The sequence below is a fragment of the Halopseudomonas sp. genome (genome assembly GCF_041579695.1).
GTDB lineage: Bacteria > Pseudomonadota > Gammaproteobacteria > Pseudomonadales > Pseudomonadaceae > Halopseudomonas.
In genome coordinates, this window is record NZ_JBFGFI010000018.1 from 14620 (window position 1) to 36766 (window position 22147).

Consider the following 22147-nt stretch of genomic DNA (forward strand, 5'->3'; position numbering starts at 1 on the left):
ATCGTCAGCGTTGCGTCCTTGGAGGCCTTGCTGACCAGACCCCATGGAAGGAGTGGTTTGTCGATGGACAAGGCTAACATAGCGGGCGGGCAGGGTAGTGGCAGGCCACAATTCTGGCAGCTGGCCAGGTGTTGCTGCCAGCTGGCAGCGTCGGTTGATGTTGCGTTCTTCTTTCTCTTTCACCTGCTTGGCTCGCCGATACTCGCCTGGATCAACGTGGTCAGTGTGGCGATATATATGCTCGCCTACTGGCTGCTGGGTGCACGTTACAACGGTCCTGCGATCATCCTTATCTGGATTGAAGTCATCATCCACGCTGCGCTTGGCACGCTGCTGATCGGTTGGGACAGTGGCTTCCACTATTTCCTGTTGATGTTCATACCCGCGTTATTTGCCGGTATGTCGCGACGCAACGCCTGGTTCGCAGTGGGTGCACTCTGGGGCTACTACGTGGGTCTTTACGCGGTAATGTGGTTTGTCGAGCCGCTACAGCCTATTTCTCCCGCCGGTCTTCTCGGTGTGTTCCTGTTCAATCTGACGGTCGTATTCTGCATGTTCAGCTATCTTTCACTGTTCTATGTGTCGACGGTTTCTGCGAGTCAGCGCGCACTGCGCCGGATGGCGACCATTGACGCGCTGACCGGTCTGTTCAATCGGCGGCACATGTCAGATCTGGCGGAGAAGGACATCGCCCGCCATGGCCGCAATCCCGGAGAGCTGAGCTTCCTGCTTCTGGATATCGACCATTTTAAGCAATTCAACGACCGCTATGGGCATGACACAGGCGACCGTGTTCTCAAGCGGATCAGCACGGTGCTGGCGCAGACATTGCGTGATCAGGATTATATTGGTCGCTGGGGCGGCGAAGAGTTTCTTGTGGTATTGCCTGGCACCGACAGGGATCAGGCGATCCGGACTGCCGAGCGCATTCGTTGCGCTGTCGAAATCCATGCCTGGGTTTTCGAGGATCTGCATATATCTGTCACAGTCAGCATCGGCGTGACCCAGTATCGCGCCGGGGAGAACCTGGGTGCGGCCATTGCGCGTGCTGACATGGCACTTTACGAGGGTAAACGGTTGGGCCGGAACCGGGTCGAAGTCGGTGCTATCGAGGCCAGCTGATAAGGTCGCGATTTTACAGGCTTGCACCCGGATCTGCGGGCTTCAGTCCTCACCATTCACACCGGCATCGTCCGGGAGTGCTTCGGGCTCTTCTTCATACTGCTTTTCTGTTTCGACGTCGTCCGGGCTATCCAGTGGATCCTGATCATCACCGCTCATTTGCCAGGTTGTCTGTTCAGCTTCGCTCATGATCTGTCTCCATTACCCGCTCAATGGCTTTCACATCATTGAGGCTAGCAGCTGGATTACAGCCTGCCAGGGACAGATCATCCCGCAGGGAGAGTGCGGCAGTGATCAGACCTACATGACTTTGGCTGCAGATATTGTCGGCGTCATTGACGTCGTAGGGTTCGGACGCCAGCTTGGCGAAGCCCTGTTCATAGAGATAAACGCGTAGCGGTTCGATCGAGGCGATCAGCACATAAAGACGCAGTACATGCTTGCGGTCTCGCATGGTGTGCGGCTTTTCCAGATATTGCTGCACCATTCACGGCGCCTCGACCGGAGCAGTGGCCACGTCGGTCAGCACGCGAATGCCGCGGCGGCGCAAAGCATTCGCGGGCTTGAGGATCCAGTGCTTTGCAGGATTCTGCGGTGCGGCTTCCTGCAACGCGTGGTAATCCTCCGGTCTTGCGCTCGGGACTCGCGCGACGGAATACCCCAGGTGCAGGCATGCCGGTGTACCAGCAAGCATCCCAGGTCTGTTTGTCGCCCTGTTTCCGCAGAGCCGGATTCAGCGCCTGTTGGAGGCACAAGATCCGGGTTTGTTATAGTGAATTTGGCCGGGGGCGCCAATTTGGGCGTTGTGGCTGAATTAGTTGGCTTGATACGTGTCTTGAGTGGGTCTTCGCACATCTCTTGCTCACAGGTAGTTCATCATCTGACGGAAATGGCCTAAAGCTATGCCGCGTTTCAAACAACTTTCGGCGCAAACCTGGCTGGACAGACTGGACCAGTCTGCATGGGCGCTGCCAATGTTGTTCGGTCTTTCGATGGCGGAAACATTGATCATGCCAATCCCCATCGAGACCATCCTGATTCCCTGGATGCTCAGCCATCCGCATCGCCGCTGGACGATCGCTACGGTGGCGTTGGCCGGAAATATCACCGCTGCGGCATTGGGCTACTGGCTCGGCGTATTGGCGTGGGAGCAATGGGGTGACATGTTGCTCGGTCTGGCAGGCAACGGCGAGACCTTTGAAGACTTTGCCGACCAGGTACGCGAGAAGGGTTTTACTGCGATATTGGCGGTGGGTGTAACGCCTACCCCATTGCAGATAGCGATGCTGGCTGCCGGTGTTGTCGGCTATCCGTTTCTGCTCTTCTTACTTGCCGTGACATTATCGCGTTCATTGCGTTACTTCGGCCTGGCGCTACTGGTGCATTTCGCCGGAGACGCGGCACTGCGCCTCTGGCATCGTTATTCGCTGCAGATAGGTTTGTTGCTCCTGGTGCTTGCGGCGGCCTGGCTATGGCTCGCGTTTAGCTGACCACGGAACCGCCGAACTGGACCTGGGTCATACCCGGGTTGAAGCCCCTATCGGTGGTATTGCGGGCCGCACGGAAGGGACCGTCGGTGCGCTGGTACGGTGCACGGAGGGTGCCTTGCTTACCCGGGTTGAACAGCTTGATCCGGTGTATGTGAACTTCTCCCAGTCGAGCTCCGGTCTGCTCGAGTTGCGGGCCCAGATAGCGGCCGGCGCTGAAAACGGCTAGTGGCGACTACGCTTTTGGGTCAGTCCTGGTCCAGGGAAGGCCCGATCATCTCGGCCAGATCGTCATAGACACCGGGCGCTGCAACCAGAAAGGGGTTGCCGTGCAGCAATCCATCGCCGCGCAGGAAGTTGTTGCGCCGGCCGCCTGCCTCGGCCACCAGTACGAGACCGGCCAGGCAGTCCCAGCTTTTCAGGTGGGTCTCGTAATAACCGATCAGCCGGCCGGCTGCGACATAGGCGGTGGTGAGGGCGCCGGAACCGTTGCGTGTGAACATTCCGCCGTGGTCGAGCAGCTTTTGCAGGAACGGCAAAAAGTGCTCCTTGCCCTGCGGATGAAAAGTGCCCACACCGGTCAGCCCGTCGTTTACGTTGGTTGCCTGACTGACGCTTAATGGCGTCTGGTTGACGAATGCGCCGCGGCCGGTGCAGGCATGGAAAAGCTCGTCGTGATTTGGATCGGCGATCACTCCCAGGCAGGGCACCCCATCGACCAGCATCCCGATGGATACGCACCATGCGTGGAGTCCGTTGACGAAGCAGGCGGTTCCGTCAATCGGATCCACCACCCATACGCAGCGAGCATCCAGCCGGGCTGAGCCGCTTTCCTCACCGACAAATCCATCCTCCGGAAAGTCCTGCTGCAGGGCTTTGCGGATCAGTTCTTCCAGTCGCCGATCGACGAAGCTGACCACATCCTGGAGATCCTCACCTTTGTGCTCGACGGTCAGTTGCGAGCGTTCGCGGTAGTGGTGCATTCCTTCTCTGGCAGCCTGCAGAGCCAGATCCTGGGCAAGCTTGTAACGTCCATCCAGGTCAATCTGGCTGAGGTCGGGGGTTCTGGAAGATTCCTGCATGCTTATTCCACTTGTCCGATTGATTCGGTCTGTATGCCTCGGGGCGACCAATATTTAATTGACGGCATTTATCCGACGGAATGCAGTCAATTGGCCATCACGGTCATGGTCTTTGTTCGCTGCACTCATTAAGATGTGCCACCAACATAACAGTAGACATTGAAAGTTATGAAGTTTTCCCGCTTTTGTCTATCCGGGCTCGCCCTTGCATTGATGGCTGCGGGCGACGCCGTGGCGGTCGATTACCTGGACGGCCGTTTGTCCGTTCGCGGTTTTGGCACCCTGGGCACGACTTACAACGCTACCGGCGACGCCGAATTCATTCGCGATATCAACCAGCTGGATGGCCCCGCCAACAGCTGGAGTCATGACGTCGACAGCCGGGTCGGACTGCAGCTGGGTTGGCGCTTCAACGACAAGCTTGACGCGGTGGTGCAAGGTGTCAGTCGCTATAACCATCGCGGCCGTTATGATCCGCAGCTGACCTGGGCGTTCCTGCGCTATGCCCCGGACGCAGGCAAGCAGTTCCGCCTGGGCCGCGTAGCGCTGGACATGTACATGCTCGCCGACTCGCGCGATGTCGGCTACTCCTATCTGTGGGTACGACCGCCGGTCGACTATTACGGTGTCCGCCATATAACCCACATCGATGGTGGCGATATTACGCTCAAGCGCCCCCTGGGGCCGGGCCTGTTGTGGGGCAAGCTTTACGCTGGGCGCGCCGACGAGAAGATATCAGCCGGCATCGACGGCGTTGTGCTCGATGCAGAGGGCACGCGGGTCTATGGCGGCCATATCAACTATCAGTGGGATGCATGGCATCTGCAGTTGGGCTCCACCGAGCTGCAATATGAATTCGACGCCTCCAGTGAATACATGAATTCGATCCGCTTCGCTGAATTCTTCGACCCCGCGCTGGCAAATGTATTGAAGGACATTATCGAGCCGGTACACATGCAGATGACCTCCCTTGGGCTCGCTTACGATAGGGGGCGCTTTTATGTGCAGGCGATGGCCAGCCATCTGAATCGACCCGGTGACGAGTTTGATGTCGATTCTGCCTTCGTCACGGTGGGCTATCGGATGGAACCGTTTACGCCCTACGTTTCGCTGTCTGGCTCCCGCACAGAGGGTGTCACGTATCGTGAACTGGGCCTGAACTTTGATGGCGAAACCGGTATCACGCAGCAGGCCCTGTCCTTTGGCGCGCGATATGACTTCTCGCGCAACCTGGCTCTGAAAACCCAACTGGATTTCATCAACGTCGACCAGGCTGGTTTTCTCTGGCGCAATATCCAGCCGGACTGGGATGGGCGGACGCAGGTATTGAGCATCAACCTGGACTTCGTCTTTTAGGATGCCGACATGAAAAGAGTATCGGCCGTCCTCATCTTGCTGGTTACGCTGGCCTCTCCGCTTGTGGGTGCGGACCTGGCCGTGGTGGCGCACCCGGACAGCCAGGTGGTCACCCTGGATCGCGCTCAACTAATCAATATCTACATGGGCCGCTACCGTCAGTTTCCCACCGGGGAGTCAGCGTTACCGGTCGATCTTTCTCCGCTCAAGGAGCGATTTTATCGGGCCCTGGTGAGCAAGGATCTGGCCGAGATCAACTCCTACTGGGCGCGCCTGGTATTCTCGGGACAGGTCTCGCCACCGCTGCAGCTTCAATCAGCGGAAGATGTGCTGGAGTACGTGCGGCGCAATCCGGGTGCGTTGGGTTTTGTTGATGCGGCCGAAGTCCCGGCGGATATCAAGGTGGTTGCCAGGATTGCCGAGGTAGCCCCGTAGTGAGGTTGGCAATGCGCCCGTTCCGCACCCGGCTCGCGCTGCGCAGTGCAGCGCTGACCTTGCTGGCCGTTGCCGGACTGGGCGCGTTGTCGCTGGTCGGAGCGCTGTTGATCAGTGAAAGCCGTGAATCAGCGAAGCAATACCAGCGCCTCAGCGAGCTGCTGAATACGGTAGAGCAAACCGTGCAGGTCGCCTGCTTCCTGGATAATAGCGAGCTGGCTGGCGAGGTGGCTAATGGTCTGCTGGCCAACCGGATCGTCGCCGGGGTGCAGATATTGCAGCGTGATACGGTACTGGTCCGGCGCGGTCAGGTAACGACGAGTCCCTCTGCCGTCCCGCTCGAGCGGATTGTGGTTTCGCCCTTTATTCCGGGCGAAGAGGTGTGCCGTATCGTCCTGACCCCGAACACGGACGAGATCCGTAGCGCTGTGCTGGAAGCGTCCCTTTTTACCGCAGCGATTCTGACCTTGCAGTTGTTCGGCATCGGCATCGCAGTGGTGCTGGTGATCATCAGGGTAGTGACCCGGCCGATCAAGACCCTCTCCCACGGCATCCGCCTTCTCGCCGCAGAAGACGGTCACAAGCTCGAGATGCCGCCGGGTAACGAAGAGGATGAGTTGGGCCGTTTGGTAAACAGTGTGAACGTCATGATTGATCGTCTGGTATTTTCCCTGCGCAGTGAGCGTGAGCAGCGGCTGCAGCGCGAAATGGAGGAGCGTAGGTATCGGACCATTTTTGATAACGTTGAGGCGGGCATTTTCGAACTGGACCCCGATGGGCGGCTTGTTTCAGCCAACCCAGCATTTCTGCGAATGTTCGCCCTGGACAGGGCAGTGGATCTGGACGAACGCGATCTCTACTTGCGCGACCTGACGGGTGAGGCTCAGGTGCAACTGGATAACGTTTTGCAGTGTCTGCAGGCCGACAATACGCCGAGACAGCTCGATGTGAAGCTGGAGGGCTCAGAGCGGCCCCGCTGGCTGAGTCTGTTATTCAATCGGTTCGAGGAAGGGCGCATGCAGGGGGTGGCCAACGATATTACCGAGCGTTATCTGGCTGCCAATGCGGCGGAAGAAATGGCTGTAACCGATTCGCTGACCGGGCTGGGTAATCGCCGCGGCCTGTCTCGTCGGCTGCAGGCTGCGGTGCGGGTGTATCAGAGTGATCCGGGTTATCGCTGCACCCTGGTCATGCTCGATCTGGACCGCTTCAAGCTGGCCAACGACACCTTTGGTCATGCTGTAGGTGATCTGGTCCTGCAACATGTGGGGGGGCTTCTGACGGAAATGGTGCGCAAGGCTGACTATGTTGCGCGTCTGGGCGGAGACGAATTCGTGGTGTTGCTGGATGGTCCGGTGCGTCGTACAGACGTCGAGCAGATCGTCAGTCGTTTTATCAAACGCGTCAACGAGCCTTTTGTCATCGACCAGGAAACACAGGTAGGTATCGGCGCCAGCCTGGGCATCGCGGTTCTGGGAGAAGATGCCGGTACCGAGGATGCTCTGCTGCATATGGCAGACAGTGCGATGTATCGCGCCAAACAGGCGGGACGGAACTGCTACCGCTTTCATCAGCAGTAACGCCAGCGTTGCCATGTTATCAGCCAGAAAACAGCTCTGACAGCTGATTGTCTTCACGCCACAATGCGGCGCCACCGGCGATACCGATAGCATCGGGCATTATCTGCGCATTGGGTGGAAGAGCGACATCGATATTGCGCGCGTTGCCACCACTCAGGAGTATGTGATCCGGGTGAAAAAGCGTATTGAGCAGTCCCAGCGCATGCCCTATGCGATCATTCCAGTGCAGTTTGCCAATGCGTTTGAGTTCGGCATCGCCTAGGTACTGGTCGTAGGTCCGATTATCTGCGACCGGGTGATGAGCCAGTTCCATGTGAGGCATCAGATCACCGTTACGAAACAATGCGCTGCCAAACCCGGTGCCCAGGGTGACCACCAGTTCGATGCCCTGGCCGGCAATCAATGCAAGACCGATCATGTCGGCATCGTTGAGTATTCTCGCCGGACAGCCTCCCAGTCGCGCGGACAACGCCTGAGCCAGGTCGTAACCGAACCATTTTTCGCTTTGCAGGTTGGCGGCCGTGAGAATGCGGCCTTTGCGGATGACCCCCGGGAAACCAATCGAAATACGCTCAAAGGCCGGCAGATCTTGTACCAGATCGGTGACCAGACTGACCAGCAGATCGGGAGGGCAGGGGTGAGGGGTCGGAACGCGCAAGCGCTTGCTAAGCAACTTGCCCTGGGAGTCGAGTACTGCGGTTTTGATACTGGTGCCGCCTATGTCGATGGCGAGAATGTCTGCGGCCATGCGTTTGTCCTCCGAGCTGTCTCTGCGCTTGACGTCAAGTCCCGGCCACCCGCAGAACAGCCTGCTGGGCCTCCTCTTCGGTCATGTCGGTGCGCGAGACCAGTACGTTGATAAGTGCTTCCCTGTCTGCCGCGTTCATCTTCTCGCGCATCTCACTCTGAATGCGATTTAGGATCTGCTGGATCTGCTCATTAGCATCCTGCGGGGTTCGTGCGACCTGTTCTGCAGTTCGGGCGACTTCCTCTCTGAGCTGCTCGGTTTCCTGTTCTACCTGTTCGGCTTGCAATTCCTCCGCCTCCGCATCCTCGAGGATGGCGCGTGCCTAACGGCGGATCGCTGCCATATCGATATCGATATCCGCCTCGCGCATCTGTTCACGCAACTCCTCGGCGACGGGCTGCATTACCGCAGTAGCTGCCTGTCCAATTTGACCCAGGCCTGTTGCCTCGATGTTTGCGGTGCCACCAATGACTCGACCGACCGCCTTGGTCAGCGGCGCGAAGGTCATGATGGTGACGACAGCCCAGATAGTGAGGCCATGTAGTGTGCGATCGCGTCGATCCTGAACCGGTGCCGGGGACCCGGCAGTAAAACCAACGGCAAAAAGAGCGATGATCGCCACCACAATCATGTAGATCGCTGAGCCTAAACCGATACCTTCTACCGGATTGGTTTCCTGCAATGGGTCGATAGTGCCGACACCGATAGCCATCCCCAGGATACTAAGCACCAGATGGACCACCACAGCGACCGCCACGCCGGCAAAGATAGCGCCCCACGAGAAGCGCATGAGAGCGGGCGCGGCGGTAGTTGTATCTGTCGCGTGAGCCATGTCTTTCTCCTTTTATTTGATTAGCGCGGCAGGTCATGCGAAATGACCGGCTGGAACTGCTGTCTGCCGGGAGCATTAGCGATGCGTTGCTGCGCCTACATGATTGACTTGCCCCCCTGCTGAACGTTCATTTTTTCCGCGATGGTGAAGCTCAATCTATTGCTGGCTGCTGAGCCGGGCCGCTGCCGAGCAGCGCCCGGACCCGCCGCCCCAGTTCACGTGCCAGATAGGGCTTGGCCAGCACTGCGAACCGCTGACCGGCACAATCAGTGCATTCAATGGTGTTGTCGGCGAAACCAGTGGTCAGCAATACCTTCGTTGCCGGGTAGTGTTGGCCAATTTTTCGCGCTAGCTCGACGCCGTTCAATTTGCCTGGCATGACCACGTCACTGAACACCAGATCGTATTGCTCACCGTCCGTCAGCCGAACCCATGCGTCATCACCGCTGCGAGCGATTTGCGGTTGGTAGCCATAGTCTTTCAGCACGCTGCGAGCCAGTTCTGCAACATCGTGACGATCCTCGACGATCAAAATCGCCTCGGTTCCGTGCGGAGCATTGTTTTTCGGGGTGGATAGCGGCTCATCGGCCGCAGCCCCAGCGATACCGTCGGCCCAGGCCGGGAAGTAAAGCCTGACGGTGGTGCCCACGCCTTCTCTGGAATAGATCCGCACCGTCCCCCCCGATTGCAGCGCAAATCCGTATACGGTGGAGAGTCCAAGACCGGCACCACGACCTTCACCTTTGGTACTGAAGAACGGGTCAATCACCCGGTCCAGAATCGATTCAGCTATGCCCGTGCCATTGTCGGATATGGCGACGCTGACGTAGCGCCCGGGTAGCAGGCCACCCCAAGCGGGCATGCCGGGTGGACCCTGGATAGCTACGTTTGCGGTCTGTATCCGGATATTGGGGTTCGGTCTGTCCTTCAGCGCGTCACATGCGTTGGAAAGGATATTGTCCACGGCTATTTCTGTCTGAACCGGATCGATATGGCTGTTCCACAGGTCAGGCGCCAGCTCGGTCTGCAGCCTGATGTCGCTCGTAACATGCTTTCCGGTGCGGTGGGCCGCGACCACGACGTCATTGAGATTGAGCGATCTGGCTTCGAGTCTTTGCTTGCTCGAGAAAGCGAGCAACTGGCGGGTGAGCATGGTTGCCCGCTCCGCTGCCGTCCTGGCACTGGCTGCGCTGAGCGAAATGCTTTGCAGATTGCAGGCGGGCCGGGATGCGTTGCGCTGGATAATGTCCAGATAACCACCCATGACCTGCAGCAGGTTATTGAAGTCATGGGCAATCCCGCCGGTAAGATCCCCTAGTGCCTGCATTTTATGCATCTGCTCCAGAGCCTCATTGGCAGCCCGTTGGTGGGTAATGTCCTTTTGCGAGGCAAAGAAATGCGTCAGTTCATGTGTATCGTTGAACACCGGGGAAATCGACATTTCGTTCCAGAATGGCGTGCCGTCCTTGCGGTAGTTGATCAGCTCGACGCGGACCTCGCGCCGTTGCGTCATGGCCTGGCGGATACAGGCGATCGCTGTCGGGTCGGTTTCCGGCCCCTGCAGAAACCGGCAATTACGCCCGAGTATTTCTGCAGCGCTGTAACCGGTCAGGTTAACGAAAGCCTTGTTGGCGTAAATTATCGGATTGTCCGCCTGGTGGGGATCGGTAATGAGCATGGAGGTCTGCGAGGTATCCAATGCCAAGCGAAAAAGCGATTCGTTGGGAGTAACTGTAAGGCTTGCGTTGTTCGCGTTGCCCTGTAGAGGCCTGGCACTTGTGGTCGTAGGCACGATCATTCCCGCCGTTGTAAACAGGTGAATGAATGGATCAATGCTATGACAACGTAACTGGTCGGGGATTCCTCTTAATGCATTTTAAAAATGCTTGTCGCCAAATCGGTCGGCCAGGGGCCGTTACATTATTTCTTCACTGATGCCCATGGGAAGAACTCGATCCAGCTGCTAATATGCGCGGTCCTGGAGGTGATATCGATCCTGCAGGCCCACGTTTCCGTGTATTTCATATCGTTCTTCTAGATTGTTCATCAAACGCCATTGCACCCACTACCAGACCCACCTCGAATGCGGAGCTTGCATGCCCAGAAGTATCATGGCCTTTTCTTCATTGTATTTTGCCACCTTTCTGATGCTGGCCGGCAGCGGCCTGCTGGGCACCTATCTGGGTCTGAGGCTGGCGGCAGAGGGTGTCAGCGAGATCTGGATTGGTCTGCTGATGACCGGCTATTACATCGGCCTGGTAGCCGGCGCCTCGGTCGGGCATCGGCTGATAGCCAAGGTTGGACACATTCGCGCCTTTGTCGCCAGTGCAGGCGTGGTAACCGCCTCGGTGCTGGGGCATGCGCTGACGGCGGATGTACAGATATGGCTTGTGTTACGAGTCATAGTCGGCGTGGCAATGATGTGCCAGTACATGGTTCTGGAAAGCTGGCTTAACGAGCAGGCAGAGCCTCACCAGCGCGGCATGGTGTTTGCCAGTTACATGTCGGTGACCTTTCTTGGCCTGGCGATGGGCCAGGGTGTATTGACCGTGCTGCCCGAGCTCGACCTGAGTCACCTGCTGATCGTTTCCATGTGCTTCTCGCTCTGCCTGGTGCCGGTCGCGGTGACCAATCGTATTCACCCGGCACCGTTGCATCCGGCGCCAATGAAGGTGCGTATGTTTGTTGCCCGGATTCCGCTGGCATTGACTACGGTTGCCGTTTCGGGGCTACTGCTCGGTTCGTTCTACGGCATGGCCCCTGTGTTCGCCACAGGAGTGGGGCTGGCGACATCGGAGGTGGGTATCTTCATGGCGGTCACCATTGGTGCCGGGCTGGTTGCCCAGTGGCCTGCCGGCTGGCTTTCCGATCGTCTGGATCGCAGTCGGATGATCCAGATCAATTCCATTGTGCTTACCGGGGTGGTGTTGATCATTGCGTTAGTGCCTTTACCTCCTTTCGGGCTGCTGGTGATGACGAGCCTGTTCGGCTTGTTGGCGTTTACGCTGTATCCGCTTGCCGTGGCGCTGGCGAACGACCACGTTGATCCGGAGGATCGCGTGGCATTGTCGGCCATGCTGCTCGTGACGTTCGGGCTGGGTGCCAGTTTCGGGCCCTTGCTTGCATCAGTGCTGATGACACTGCTCGGCCCGAATATGCTCTACGTATTCATGGCGCTCAGCACTCTGATACTGGTCATGCGAATAAGGCCCGAGCGTGTCACCGGTGAACATCTGTCGCTCGATGCGCCGATCCACTTCCTGCCTGCGGGCGGTAACCTGGTGACGTCCTCGCTGGCCGCGGCTATGGATCCGCGGGTAGACGAACAGCAGGTGGAAGAACAGATGCGTGACGACGGAGCGGCACAGGGAAGTGCCGCTGATCTGGATGAGGATCAGGACGATCACCGGCCGGGTTAATTGACAATTTGCTCCGGCTAGAAGAGGTCTTCCTTTTCCAGCCGGCGCGCCTCGCGCTGCAGAAAATTGACGAAGCGGTCAATTTGGCGCTGGGCGCCTGCTGCGGGGTTGTGGAACATCAAACCGACCTGGGTTTCATTGCTGTCCGGGCCATAGTGAGCATGCCGTATCTCTATGCCAGTACTGAGTCGGCCGGTTTCCGGAAGCTCCAGCCAGCTGTGTTCGAACAGGTCGCCGGGCGGCAGTTGCGAAGTACAGTCTCCGGAAAATCGGGCCTTGCAACCGGTTGCTGAAATATCCACCAGCGTTCCGTCGAGCGAGACGTCGCGCTTGGCATGGCCCAGATGCAAGCCGAGCTGCATGCCTCGTTTGACGGCTGCCCGAAAGGCGCCGCGCTTCTGGTGATATATCATTTCTTCCGGGAGGGGAGCGCAGTAGGTTGGCACGCCCTCAAGCATCAGCCGCTGTGCCCCGGCGCAATCCCAGCGCATGTGTACACCTTCGTGCCAGGCATCCACGCGAAATGCTTCCCCGGCAGTAGCATAACGATCGCCGTCACGTGGAATCATCTCGTCTATCCAGAGCATTTTCGTTGCGGTATCAATCTGCACGATAAAGCTCTGGAATTTCTGGGTACGCTCTGGAAAAGTGACGCGCAGCGGGTCGCGGCGTTGCTGAATATTCTTCAGCAGGGAAAGGATTTCGATAGGCGACCGGACGTCGCGTGGGGGCTGTGGACCAGCTTCTTGGTTGAATAACGTGGACACTGAAAGCTCTCGAATTCAAAAAGACATGTGTATAACTATACAGCAAGCCGTCTTTTCGGGATGCCTCTCAGACCTTGGTCAGATTACGCTGGGTTCCGGAGCGGCTGGCAAGCCCTTGCCGGTCATAGACGCTCTGACTCGATTCGCCCTGATTGCGCAGGAGATCGAGGAGATGACCAGTCGCTTGCTGGTTATGGCGGACCAGTCTGGCGTTACGCAGATTCGCGGCCTGACACCGTTTCAGTGCATCCTGGAAAGCCATGTAGCGTTCTGACAGGGCAGGGGAGCCGGAGGTTTCGATGTAATGCTGCAGACTGTCGCCGGGTGCAACACCGATTTGGGTGCACCAGGCCCTGATGGCATGGTCATGGTGTGCGAGGGCGTTGACCAACGGGGTTTTGGCGGCGAGCAGGGTTTCCAGTTCAGCCATGTTGCGGTCGATTAGAGCCTGCTGCTCCTGGTCCAGAAGCTCGGCAAAGGCTTCGCAATCAAGCTGCGCCTGGGAGAATACATTTTCCATGTGTTCCATCCGCTCCTTCCGCCTCCGATTGCCTGAGCAAAGTCACCGGATGCCCGTCCGGCAGTGACTCCGGATTATTACTCCAGAGCCAGCAGTTTGTCCGCGATGCGGCCACTGTCCACCTGATAGGTGCCATCGCTGATGGCTTGGCGAATCTGCGAGACGCGCTCGCTGTCGACTACCGGCAGTTCACGCAGGCGCTCTTCAACCGCCTGCAGTTGCTGGGCCTGGGCACTAAGCTGTACCTGTGCCTCAGCTGTGGGCTTGTTCTGCGCTTCTCCCTGCGCGGCAGGTCGTGCGCCTTCGGCGGCCGCATCGCGCTTGACCGCAGCGGCGCCTGTCTGGGCGCTGCGGTTGGCACTGTTTGATGCATTGAAGTCAATAACCATTCTGTTTTTCCTCAGAACCTGAATGCTTTACTAGCACCTGTAACGGCCGATGCAGTCAAAACTTTAGGAAAAATAACTGTGAATCCGGTCACGTTTTTCAGCGGTAGCAATTACCGCGATTATAGAGCAAATCCGGGATAACTTCACATCGCAACCTCGACCTGACCCGGTCCGGTGACTCGCCCTTTGATTACTCGGCCGGAGCGGGTGTTGCGTACCCGTACCTGACTGCCGAGATTGCCGTTCTCCAGTGCTTCGCCGGGCATACGCACGGAGACCTGTGTGTTGGCCGCACTGATGACCACCTTGTCACCGCGCTTGACCACTTCCTGTTGTTCTAGCTGATTGGGTGCCAGCACCGTATCGGCCGCGACCTGTCGGCGCAGGCGCAGGCCGGTTACCTGGTTCAGATCGGTCAGATACGCGTTGTTCAGCAAGCCGACGTCGCGCTCGAGCATGCTGACGTCCTGCGCTGTGATCACGCTGTGGCGCGACAGCGGGCGGGTGGTAACCAGTACCTGCTGATACAGGCTCACCTGAGCGGGAACAAACAGTCGCCAGCGCACTTCGCTATCGCAGCTCAGGCGCACGGTGACTCGGCCGACGGGTTCTGCCGGACTCTCCAGTTCGGCGTTCAGCGCGTCCTCGGGGCACAGCGGTAGACGCAGCCGGTTATCCAGACGATTGACCTTGACCTCGTAGCGGGCATCGCGGGCACTGCGCTGCAGATGACTTTCAACTTCCTGCTCAAGAAAAACAGTAGTCGCGCCGATAAGCTGATCGATCAGTGGATTGGCGGATACTGCTGCGCAAAAAAATAGCGGCAATAACGCGCACCCTGTGAGAAAACGCATACAATGAACCTTGATGGCGAGTGGGTTGGCGCATGTCAAAAAAACGCCGTAACGAGTATTACCCAAACGATGAAGCAAGATATATGCCGCTTCATTCTATATATATGAGGAGTTGCCCATGGCTGGCGTAATGGACTCGGTCAACCAGCGTACCCAGTTGGTCGGGCAGAACCGTCTGGAGCTTTTGCTGTTCCGGCTCGCCGGCCAGCAGCTTTACGGAATCAATGTTTTCAAGGTCAAGGAAGTCCTGCAGTGTCCGAAGCTGACCATCCTGCCGCGGCTCAACCCCGTGGTTCGTGGGGTCGCGCATATTCGCGGCGGGACGCTGCCGATCATCGACCTGAACAAGGCCACAGGTGGTCCGGGACTGGATGACTTGAGTACCGCCTTTGTGATCATCACCGAGTACAATTACCGCGTGCAGGGTTTTCTGGTGCGTTCCGTGGAGCGGATCGTCAACATGAACTGGTCCGATATTCATCCGCCGCCAAGGGGGACCGGACGCGATCATTACCTGACAGCTGTGACGCGGGTGGATGACAAAATGGTCGAGATCATTGACGTAGAGAAGATTCTCGCCGAAGTAGTGCCGACCGTAGAGACGATCAGCGAAGGCGTGATCGATGAGGTTACGCACACCGAGGCTCTGGCGCGCAAGGTATTGATCGTCGATGACTCCTCGGTTGCCCGCAAGCAGGTCGCACGCTGTCTTCAGGAGGTCGGCGTCGAGGTAGTTGCACTCAATGATGGGGCCCAGGCTTTGAAGTGGCTTCGCGATCTGGTTGAAAACGGCGAGGGCGTATCCGACCTGCTGATGATGGTCTCGGATATCGAGATGCCGGAGATGGATGGCTACACTCTTACCGCCGAGGTGCGCAATGACCCGCGCATGACCGGCCTGCATATCCTGTTGCATACGTCGCTTTCCGGGGTATTCAACCAGGCAATGGTAAAGAAGGTAGGTGCAGATGACTTCCTGGCCAAGTTCAAACCGGATGAGCTGGCTCAGCGAGTTATCGACCGGCTGCACGCGCTGCGTGAATAGAGCACCGCATGAGGAAGCAATTCAATTGATGATGGGATGGACTGCGTGACCTCGGCAAATCAAGATTTTCAGGTGTTCCGGGAATTTCTGGAAAAAGCGTGCGGCATTGTGCTGGGCGATAATAAGCAGTATCTGGTGGCGAGTCGCTTGAATCGGCTGCTCGAGCAACAGGGCATAAAGAGCCTGGGCGAACTGGTAACGCGAATACAGAGCCAGCCGCGCAGTGGATTGCGCGAGCTTGTCGTCGACGCGATGACCACCAATGAGACGCTCTGGTTTCGCGACGCCTATCCATTTGAGGTATTGAAGAACCGGTTGTTGCCTGAGTTCATCAAGGCCAATCCCGGCCAGCGCCCACGGATCTGGTCCGCGGCCTGTTCCTCGGGGCAGGAACCCTATTCTCTGAGTATGGCGATTGACGAATTCGAGCGCAGCAATCCGGGCCAGTTGCGTGGCGGCTGTCAAATTGTCGCCACGGACCTGTCCGGCGGGATTCTCACTGCGGCCAAGTCGGCCGAATACGATAGCCTGTCGATAGCTCGGGGGCTCTCTTCCGAGCGCCTCGCGCGCTATTTCGATCAGACTACTCCGGGTCGCTGGACGGTCAAGCAACCCATCCGTAGCCGGGTCGAATTCCGTGCGATGAATCTGCTCGACAGTTACTCGATGCTCGGCAAATTCGATATTGTTTTCTGCCGCAACGTGCTGATCTACTTCTCGGCAGAGCTCAAGAAAGACATCCTCACACGGATACACGGCACCCTCAAGCCGGGCGGTTACCTGATGCTGGGCGCCTCAGAGGCGTTGAACGGTCTGCCTGAGATGTATCAGATGGTCCAGTGCAGCCCCGGCATCGTCTATAAGGCCAAGTAACTCCTGGCAGCAAGCCTCGGGCCTCAAACCCCACGCATTCCGGAGTACCCTTCAGCGGGGTGCCGCCCAACGGAACGCCGCCCAACGGTAATTCATTGCCGCTCTGGATATTCTTCCTTCCCAAGTTGCTGAAATAAAACGATTTGAAGTTCTGGCATGGAAACTGCTTTGTTATTGCGCAGAGAGAACTGTGTGGCCAATTATTGCCACAAGAGGAACGCGCCAATGACAATCAGCTTCGACAATGCCCTGGGCATACATGAAAAGGCACTGACTTTCCGCGGTCAACGCGCGGCGGTCCTGGCGAATAATATAGCCAATGCCGAAACGCCTAACTACAAGGCCCGCGACCTGGATTTCTCGGCAGTACTCGCCGCCCAGCAGACCGGAACCGACACGAGTTTTGCCACCAACACTACGCATTCCCGGCACATCAATGGCGAAAGCCTGCTCGATCAGGCGGCGGGTCTGCGTTTCCGCACGCCTCTCCAGCCGGCCTTGGACGGCAATACGGTGGATGCCGATGTCGAGCAGAGCGCGTTTGCCAAGAATGCCATCGAGTTGCAGGCCAGCTTTACCTTTCTCAACAGCAAGTTCAAAGGGCTTATGACAGCCCTGCGCGGAGAATAAGCCATGTCCCTGAACGACGTATTCAATATTTCCGGATCGGGCATGAGCGCTCAGTCGCTGCGCCTGAATACCACGGCGAGCAATATAGCCAACGCCGAGACCGTCTCCAGCAGCACGGGTGAGACCTATCGTGCACGGCATCCGGTATTTGCCACCATGTATGCAGAGCAACAGGGCATGGGGCAGTCTCTTTTCGCTTCCCGCGAGCAGGCGGGTCAGGGTGTGGAGGTGCTGGGCGTGGTGCAGTCGGACGCCGAATTGCAGTCACGCTACGAGCCGGATCATCCGATGGCGGATGAGCAGGGCTATGTATTCTATCCGAACGTCAACATCGTCGAGGAGATGGCCAACATGATGGCAGCTTCGCGTGCATACCAAACCAACGTTGAAATCATGAACGCAACCAAGACCATGTTGCAGCGCGTTCTCACACTGGGTCAGTGACAGGAGCTTTACGACCATGAGTATTACTAGTGCACTGAGCGTGGGTGAAAGCGTTCTGGATCAGTACAAGGTGGACCAGAGCCGTAATGCCAAGGGTGGCGAACTCGGCAAGAACGAGTTTCTCAAATTGCTGGTTACGCAGATGAATAACCAGGATCCGCTGTCGCCCCAGGAAAATGGCGAGTTTATCGCCCAACTGGCGCAGTTCAGTACAGTGGAAGGCATCGAGACACTGAACACGTCGATGGAATCGCTGCTCAACGGCTACCAGTCATCGCAAGCGCTGCAGGCCTCTTCGCTGGTCGGGCGTACGGTAATAGTCCCGGCCAACCAGGCAATGGTTGATACGGAAAAGGGGCTCAAGGGTCAGCTGGCCCTGCCCAGCGCCAGCAATAACGTCTACGTGAACGTAACCGATGCGGCGGGCAGCGTAGTTACCCGTCTCAACCTGGGCAGCCAGCCCAGCGGCATGCATGACTTCGTCTGGGACGGCAAGGACAGCAGCGGCAATCTTATGCCGCCTGGCCGCTACAAGTTCGAGGCGCAGGCAGCCGTCGGGGGGGGGAACAAGCAGCTTGCTACCTTGCTGCCGGCCAACGTGGACAGTGTTTCACTGGGCAATGGCAAGGGCGGCGAAATGATGCTCAACGTTGCCGGTCTGGGCAGTATCAGTCTTTCAAATATCGTTTCCATTGGTCAGTAACAGTCGTCCGATCTACATCGGCTAGGAGAGTAACCATGTCTTTCAATATCGGTCTGAGTGGTATCCGGGCGGCGTCATCCGATCTGGACATTACCGGCAACAACATCGCTAACGCCGGCACGGTCGGCTTCAAGGGCTCGCGCGCAGAATTCGCCGACGTTTACGCGGCATCCATTCTCGGTTCCGGTAGTAACGCCCAGGGTAGCGGGGTGCTGCTGGGCAACGTGGCTCAGCAGTTTACCCAGGGCAACATAAATTTCACCGAGAATAGTCTGGATCTGGCCATCAACGGCAATGGTTTCTTCGTTACGAGTAACGATGGGGCGCTGAGCTATACCCGTGCCGGTTACTTTGGTACCGACCGCGAAGGTTTCATCTCCAACAACTTTGGCGATCGCTTGCAGGGATTTGGTGTAAACCCGGTGACTGGTCAGATCAATCAAGGCGTGCAAACCGATCTGCGCGTCGACACCCGCTCAGCGGATCCGAGAGCCACTACCGTGGTGGATGCAACGTTGAACCTGAATTCGACCAGCGTTCGTCCAGCAATCTGGCAGCAGGCTTATAATGCGGAAATCACCGCTGGCGGAACTCCGGCTGATGCGCTCGAGGCCGGCAGGGACACCTTTGATCCAACCAACTCGGCCACTTACAACAGCTCCACTTCGGTCAATGTCTTCGACAGCCTGGGCAACCCCCATACTTTGACCAAATACTTTGTCAAAACTGACGGTAACCAGTGGGACATGTATACCTTGATCGACGGCCGCCAGGTTTCTGCCAACGCCGCAGCCAACAACGCATTGCCGACCGATGCCGCGTTTGATCCCCAGCCGACACCGCTTACCTTCAATACCGTAGGTGAGCTGACCACGCCGCAGCCAATGGGCGTGGTACAGAACTGGGTGCCGCTTGACAGTTCCGGCCAGCCAACTGGTGCCGAGTCGCCGGCCGCCTTCGATGTCGATCTGGCTGGTAGTACGCAGTTTGCAGCCAGTTTCGCGGTCACTGCTGTGGTACAGGACGGCTTTACTACCGGTGATCTGGCAGGCCTGGAAATCGATGATGCCGGTTTGCTGGTGGCGCGATACACCAACGGTCAGACCCGTATCCAAGGCCAGGTGGTGTTGGCCAACTTCGCCAATCAGCAGGGCCTGACTCCGCTGGGCAAGACTTCCTGGGCTCAGTCCTCGGCATCTGGGGAGCCAGTGGTGGGTGCGCCTGGGACTGGTACGCAGGGCAGCATTCAGTCCGGTGCACTGGAGCAGTCGAACGTGGACCTGTCGGAGCAGCTGATCAATCTGATCATCTCCCAGCGTAACTACCAGGCCAACGCGAAGACCATCCAGACCGCCGATGCGGTAACCCAGACGATCATCAACCTGAGATAATTCCGGCACAGCCCGCTTCAGGCAGAGCGGCAATATTGGCGAGCGAAAGTTTGCCGATGTTGCCGCTTTTTGTTTTGTATAATTATCCATCTCTTTGTTTTTTATAGACAATCCAGCAATACCCTGTATATGGCATGATCCATGCTTTATCTATCCCTGATAGCAGCAAAGCGGCAATTCCTTGTCGCAACGGGAGTACAGCGTGGACAAATCACTTTTCATTTCCATGACCGGCGCCAGTCAGAACATGCTGGCCCAGCAGGCCCATGCCAACAATCTGGCGAACGTTAGCACCACAGGTTTTCGCCGCGATTTCGAACAGGCCCGCTCCATGCCGGTCTATGGCGAGACACATCCGACCCGTGCCTATGCAATGACCGAGAGACCGGGTACCGATATGTCCTCTGGGAGCATGCAGGAAACCGGTCGCGAGCTGGATATCGCTGTGGAAGGGCAGGGCTGGATTGCCGTGCAGGCGCCCGATGGAACCGAGGCTTATACCCGTGCAGGCAGTCTGAAAATTGACGCTTTCGGTTTGCTGCGTACCAGTAGCGGTATGCCGGTGCTGGGCAATGCCGGTCCGATCGCACTGCCACCGGCTGACAAGGTAGAAATCGGTCAGGACGGTACCATCAGTATCCGCGCCGAAGGTGAAGGCCCCAACGTGCTGGCGGAGGTGGATCGTATCAAGCTGGTCAACCCGGATCCGGCTGAGCTGCGCAAGGGTGAGGATGGCCTGATGCGCGTGCAGAACGCCGTCGAGCAGCCCGCCGATGGCGGTGTGAGGGTAGCCTCGGGCTTCCTGGAAAGCAGTAACGTCAATGCGGTGGCGGAGATGACCGCCATGCTGTCCCTGGCGCGTCAGTTCGAGCTGCACATCAAGATGATGCGCACGGCCGAAGAAAACAGTCAGACCACCAACAAGATTCTGCAAATCAGTTGAACCTGATCAGCCGCATCGCCTGCCGATGCGCTAGGAGAAGAACATGCACGCAGCACTTTGGGTAAGCAAGACCGGCCTGTCCGCACAGGACACCATGCTGACCACGATTTCCAACAACCTGGCCAACGTGGCGACCACCGGCTTCAAGCGCGACCGTCCGGAATTCGAGGACCTGCTATACCAGATCAAGCGTCAGCCCGGTGGTCAGACTACCCAGGACACGCAGTTGCCGTCGGGTTTGCAGCTGGGCACCGGTGTTCGCGTTGCCGGTACGCAGAAGATCTTTACCGAAGGCACGTTGCAGACCACCGAGCAGCCGCTGGACCTGGCGATCAACGGCAAGGGTTTCTTCCAGATACTGATGCCCGACGGCAATATTGGCTATACCCGTGATGGCAGCTTTCATCTGGACGCCGATGGCCAGATCGTGACCTCGAACGGCTTTCCGCTGGAGCCGGCCATCCAGCTGCCCGACGATGTTCAGTCCTTCACCGTGGGCGAGGACGGTACCGTGAGTATTTCCGTTTTCGGTGACCCTGCTGTCCAGCAGCTGGGCATCCTGCAGACTGCCAACTTCGTCAACCCGGCCGGACTGCAGTCGATCGGTAACAACCTGTTCCTTGAGACTGGTGCCAGCGGCGCGCCCCAGGCCGGTAATCCCGGGCAGAATGGACTGGGCACGGTGCTGCAGAACACCCTGGAGAATTCCAACGTCAGCGTGGTGGAGGAACTGGTCAACATGATCACCACCCAGCGCGCCTACGAAATGAATTCCAAGGTGATCTCCACTGCCGACCAGATGCTGCAGTACGTCAGCCAGAACCTCTAAGAGGAATGATTGAGATGAAATCCCTGCGTCTTGCTCTGGTTCTTTTTCTCCTGGCTACCCTGACGGCCTGCATGCAGATGCCGCCGGCGCCCAATGACCCGTCGTATGCGCCGATCATGCCGCGCACACCGGTACCCCAGGAACGCAATAACGGCGCCATCTACCAGTCGGGTTTCGAGACCACGCTGTATGACGACCGCAAGGCCAATCGTGTCGGCGACATCATCACGATTACGCTGCAGGAGCGGACGGCCGCGCGCAAGAGTGCAGACAACGAGATCAGCAAGGACAGCTCAACGCAGATTGCCAACCCCACTCTGCTGGGCAATGTGGTCGGTGCCAAGGGATTGAATCTGGGAGTCGACATTTCCGGCAATCGCACTTTTGCCGGTGATTCCGAAGCCAACCAGACCAACAGTCTGAACGGCTCGATCACGGCGACCATATTCGAGGTACTGCCCAATGGCGTGATGCGCGTGCGCGGCGAGAAATGGATCACCCTGAATAACGGCGATGAGTTGATCCGTATCTCCGGCCTGGTGCGCAGTGACGATATCGGCCCGGATAATACCGTGCCCTCCACGCGGATTGCTGACGCGCGGATTGCCTACTCGGGTACCGGCGCCTTTGCCAACGCAAGCAAGCCTGGCTGGCTCAGCCAGTTCTTCCTCAGTCCGATGTGGCCCTTCTAGGAGTAA

Annotated in this window: 25 protein-coding genes and 1 pseudogene; 15 read left to right on the forward strand and 11 right to left on the reverse strand. The window is 57.8% G+C overall.

The window, feature by feature from the left end; all coding sequences use genetic code 11:
• Window positions 1–63 precede the first annotated feature (63 nt).
• A complete protein-coding gene (locus ABYA88_RS05970; RefSeq protein ID WP_373186053.1) occupies window positions 64–1122 on the forward strand; it encodes a GGDEF domain-containing protein in 1059 nt (352 codons plus the stop codon).
• A 42-nt stretch (window positions 1123–1164) separates the two neighbouring features.
• Here ABYA88_RS05970 and ABYA88_RS05975 read toward each other — a convergent pair whose 3' ends face one another.
• On the reverse strand, window positions 1165–1311 hold the full coding sequence (locus ABYA88_RS05975) for a hypothetical protein (RefSeq protein WP_373186054.1): 147 nt from the start codon (window positions 1309–1311) through the stop codon (window positions 1165–1167).
• Window positions 1298–1816: pseudogene (locus ABYA88_RS05980) on the reverse strand (hypothetical protein). Before ABYA88_RS05980 ends, ABYA88_RS05975 begins: the two are co-directional and overlap by 14 nt.
• A 208-nt stretch (window positions 1817–2024) precedes the next feature.
• Between ABYA88_RS05980 and ABYA88_RS05985 the strand changes: the two are divergent.
• The gene (locus ABYA88_RS05985) at window positions 2025–2612 is read left to right on the forward strand and encodes a YqaA family protein (protein ID WP_373186055.1); all 588 of its coding nucleotides are present in this window, start codon (window positions 2025–2027) and stop codon (window positions 2610–2612) included.
• A gap of 245 nt (window positions 2613–2857) precedes the next feature.
• Here ABYA88_RS05985 and ABYA88_RS05990 read toward each other — a convergent pair whose 3' ends face one another.
• Window positions 2858–3691 (reverse strand): inositol monophosphatase, encoded by an 834-nt coding sequence (locus tag ABYA88_RS05990; RefSeq protein ID WP_373186056.1) that lies wholly within the window; start codon window positions 3689–3691, stop codon window positions 2858–2860.
• Between the two features lie 168 nt (window positions 3692–3859).
• On the opposite strand from ABYA88_RS05990, the gene ABYA88_RS05995 reads away from it, so the two are divergent.
• The 3 genes from ABYA88_RS05995 to ABYA88_RS06005 are packed head-to-tail and all read left to right on the forward strand — an operon-like array spanning window position 3860 to window position 7062.
• Window positions 3860–5047, forward strand: coding sequence for a porin (locus ABYA88_RS05995; protein ID WP_373186057.1), 1188 nt, complete (start codon window positions 3860–3862; stop codon window positions 5045–5047).
• Window positions 5048–5056: 9 nt separating this feature from the next.
• Window positions 5057–5482, forward strand: a complete 426-nt coding sequence (locus tag ABYA88_RS06000) for a hypothetical protein (protein WP_373186058.1) — start codon at window positions 5057–5059, stop codon at window positions 5480–5482.
• 11 nt (window positions 5483–5493) lie between these two features.
• Entirely contained in the window at window positions 5494–7062 is a 1569-nt protein-coding gene (locus ABYA88_RS06005; protein WP_373186059.1) for a diguanylate cyclase, read from the forward strand.
• 19 nt (window positions 7063–7081) lie between these two features.
• Here the strand turns inward: ABYA88_RS06005 and ABYA88_RS06010 are convergent, their stop codons facing one another.
• The 4 genes from ABYA88_RS06010 to ABYA88_RS06025 all read right to left on the reverse strand — a co-directional run bounded on the left by ABYA88_RS06010 (window position 7082) and on the right by ABYA88_RS06025 (window position 10434).
• The gene (locus tag ABYA88_RS06010) at window positions 7082–7810 is read right to left on the reverse strand and encodes an ROK family protein (RefSeq protein ID WP_373186060.1); all 729 of its coding nucleotides are present in this window, start codon (window positions 7808–7810) and stop codon (window positions 7082–7084) included.
• A 34-nt stretch (window positions 7811–7844) separates the two neighbouring features.
• A complete protein-coding gene (locus tag ABYA88_RS06015) occupies window positions 7845–8096 on the reverse strand; it encodes a hypothetical protein (protein ID WP_373186061.1) in 252 nt (83 codons plus the stop codon).
• A gap of 36 nt (window positions 8097–8132) precedes the next feature.
• A complete protein-coding gene (locus ABYA88_RS06020) occupies window positions 8133–8642 on the reverse strand; it encodes a hypothetical protein (protein ID WP_373186062.1) in 510 nt (169 codons plus the stop codon).
• Window positions 8643–8793: 151 nt separating this feature from the next.
• Window positions 8794–10434, reverse strand: a complete 1641-nt coding sequence (locus tag ABYA88_RS06025; RefSeq protein ID WP_373186063.1) for a histidine kinase famiy protein — start codon at window positions 10432–10434, stop codon at window positions 8794–8796.
• 304 nt (window positions 10435–10738) lie between these two features.
• Here ABYA88_RS06025 and ABYA88_RS06030 point away from each other — a divergent pair, with 304 nt between their 5' ends.
• A complete protein-coding gene (locus ABYA88_RS06030) occupies window positions 10739–12061 on the forward strand; it encodes an MFS transporter (RefSeq protein WP_373186064.1) in 1323 nt (440 codons plus the stop codon).
• A 17-nt stretch (window positions 12062–12078) separates the two neighbouring features.
• Here the strand turns inward: ABYA88_RS06030 and ABYA88_RS06035 are convergent, their stop codons facing one another.
• From ABYA88_RS06035 to flgA, 4 genes are all read right to left on the reverse strand, one after another.
• Window positions 12079–12828, reverse strand: coding sequence for a flagellar brake protein (locus ABYA88_RS06035; RefSeq protein ID WP_373186065.1), 750 nt, complete (start codon window positions 12826–12828; stop codon window positions 12079–12081).
• Between the two features lie 67 nt (window positions 12829–12895).
• Window positions 12896–13348 (reverse strand): flagella synthesis protein FlgN, encoded by a 453-nt coding sequence (locus ABYA88_RS06040; protein ID WP_373186066.1) that lies wholly within the window; start codon window positions 13346–13348, stop codon window positions 12896–12898.
• Window positions 13349–13425: 77 nt separating this feature from the next.
• On the reverse strand, window positions 13426–13737 hold the full coding sequence (flgM, locus tag ABYA88_RS06045; protein ID WP_373186067.1) for a flagellar biosynthesis anti-sigma factor FlgM: 312 nt from the start codon (window positions 13735–13737) through the stop codon (window positions 13426–13428).
• Window positions 13738–13880: 143 nt separating this feature from the next.
• Window positions 13881–14591, reverse strand: coding sequence for a flagellar basal body P-ring formation chaperone FlgA (gene flgA / locus ABYA88_RS06050; RefSeq protein WP_373186068.1), 711 nt, complete (start codon window positions 14589–14591; stop codon window positions 13881–13883).
• Window positions 14592–14709: 118 nt separating this feature from the next.
• Between flgA and ABYA88_RS06055 the strand changes: the two genes are divergently transcribed.
• The 9 genes from ABYA88_RS06055 to flgH all read left to right on the forward strand — a co-directional run bounded on the left by ABYA88_RS06055 (window position 14710) and on the right by flgH (window position 22141).
• Entirely contained in the window at window positions 14710–15636 is a 927-nt protein-coding gene (locus ABYA88_RS06055) for a chemotaxis protein CheV (RefSeq protein ID WP_373186069.1), read from the forward strand.
• A 45-nt stretch (window positions 15637–15681) separates the two neighbouring features.
• Window positions 15682–16509, forward strand: coding sequence for a protein-glutamate O-methyltransferase CheR (locus ABYA88_RS06060; RefSeq protein WP_373186070.1), 828 nt, complete (start codon window positions 15682–15684; stop codon window positions 16507–16509).
• A gap of 225 nt (window positions 16510–16734) precedes the next feature.
• A complete protein-coding gene (gene flgB / locus ABYA88_RS06065) occupies window positions 16735–17139 on the forward strand; it encodes a flagellar basal body rod protein FlgB (RefSeq protein WP_373186071.1) in 405 nt (134 codons plus the stop codon).
• 3 nt (window positions 17140–17142) lie between these two features.
• The gene (gene flgC / locus ABYA88_RS06070) at window positions 17143–17583 is read left to right on the forward strand and encodes a flagellar basal body rod protein FlgC (RefSeq protein WP_373186072.1); all 441 of its coding nucleotides are present in this window, start codon (window positions 17143–17145) and stop codon (window positions 17581–17583) included.
• Window positions 17584–17599: 16 nt separating this feature from the next.
• The gene (gene flgD / locus ABYA88_RS06075; RefSeq protein WP_373186073.1) at window positions 17600–18286 is read left to right on the forward strand and encodes a flagellar hook assembly protein FlgD; all 687 of its coding nucleotides are present in this window, start codon (window positions 17600–17602) and stop codon (window positions 18284–18286) included.
• Between the two features lie 35 nt (window positions 18287–18321).
• Window positions 18322–19677, forward strand: a complete 1356-nt coding sequence (flgE, locus tag ABYA88_RS06080; RefSeq protein ID WP_373186074.1) for a flagellar hook protein FlgE — start codon at window positions 18322–18324, stop codon at window positions 19675–19677.
• Window positions 19678–19879: 202 nt separating this feature from the next.
• A complete protein-coding gene (gene flgF / locus ABYA88_RS06085; protein ID WP_373186075.1) occupies window positions 19880–20620 on the forward strand; it encodes a flagellar basal-body rod protein FlgF in 741 nt (246 codons plus the stop codon).
• Between the two features lie 43 nt (window positions 20621–20663).
• Window positions 20664–21449, forward strand: a complete 786-nt coding sequence (gene flgG, locus ABYA88_RS06090; protein ID WP_373186076.1) for a flagellar basal-body rod protein FlgG — start codon at window positions 20664–20666, stop codon at window positions 21447–21449.
• Window positions 21450–21520: 71 nt separating this feature from the next.
• Complete coding sequence (gene flgH, locus ABYA88_RS06095; protein WP_373186086.1) at window positions 21521–22141, forward strand: flagellar basal body L-ring protein FlgH; 621 nt, start codon at window positions 21521–21523, stop codon at window positions 22139–22141.
• The last annotated feature ends 6 nt before the right edge of the window (window positions 22142–22147 follow it).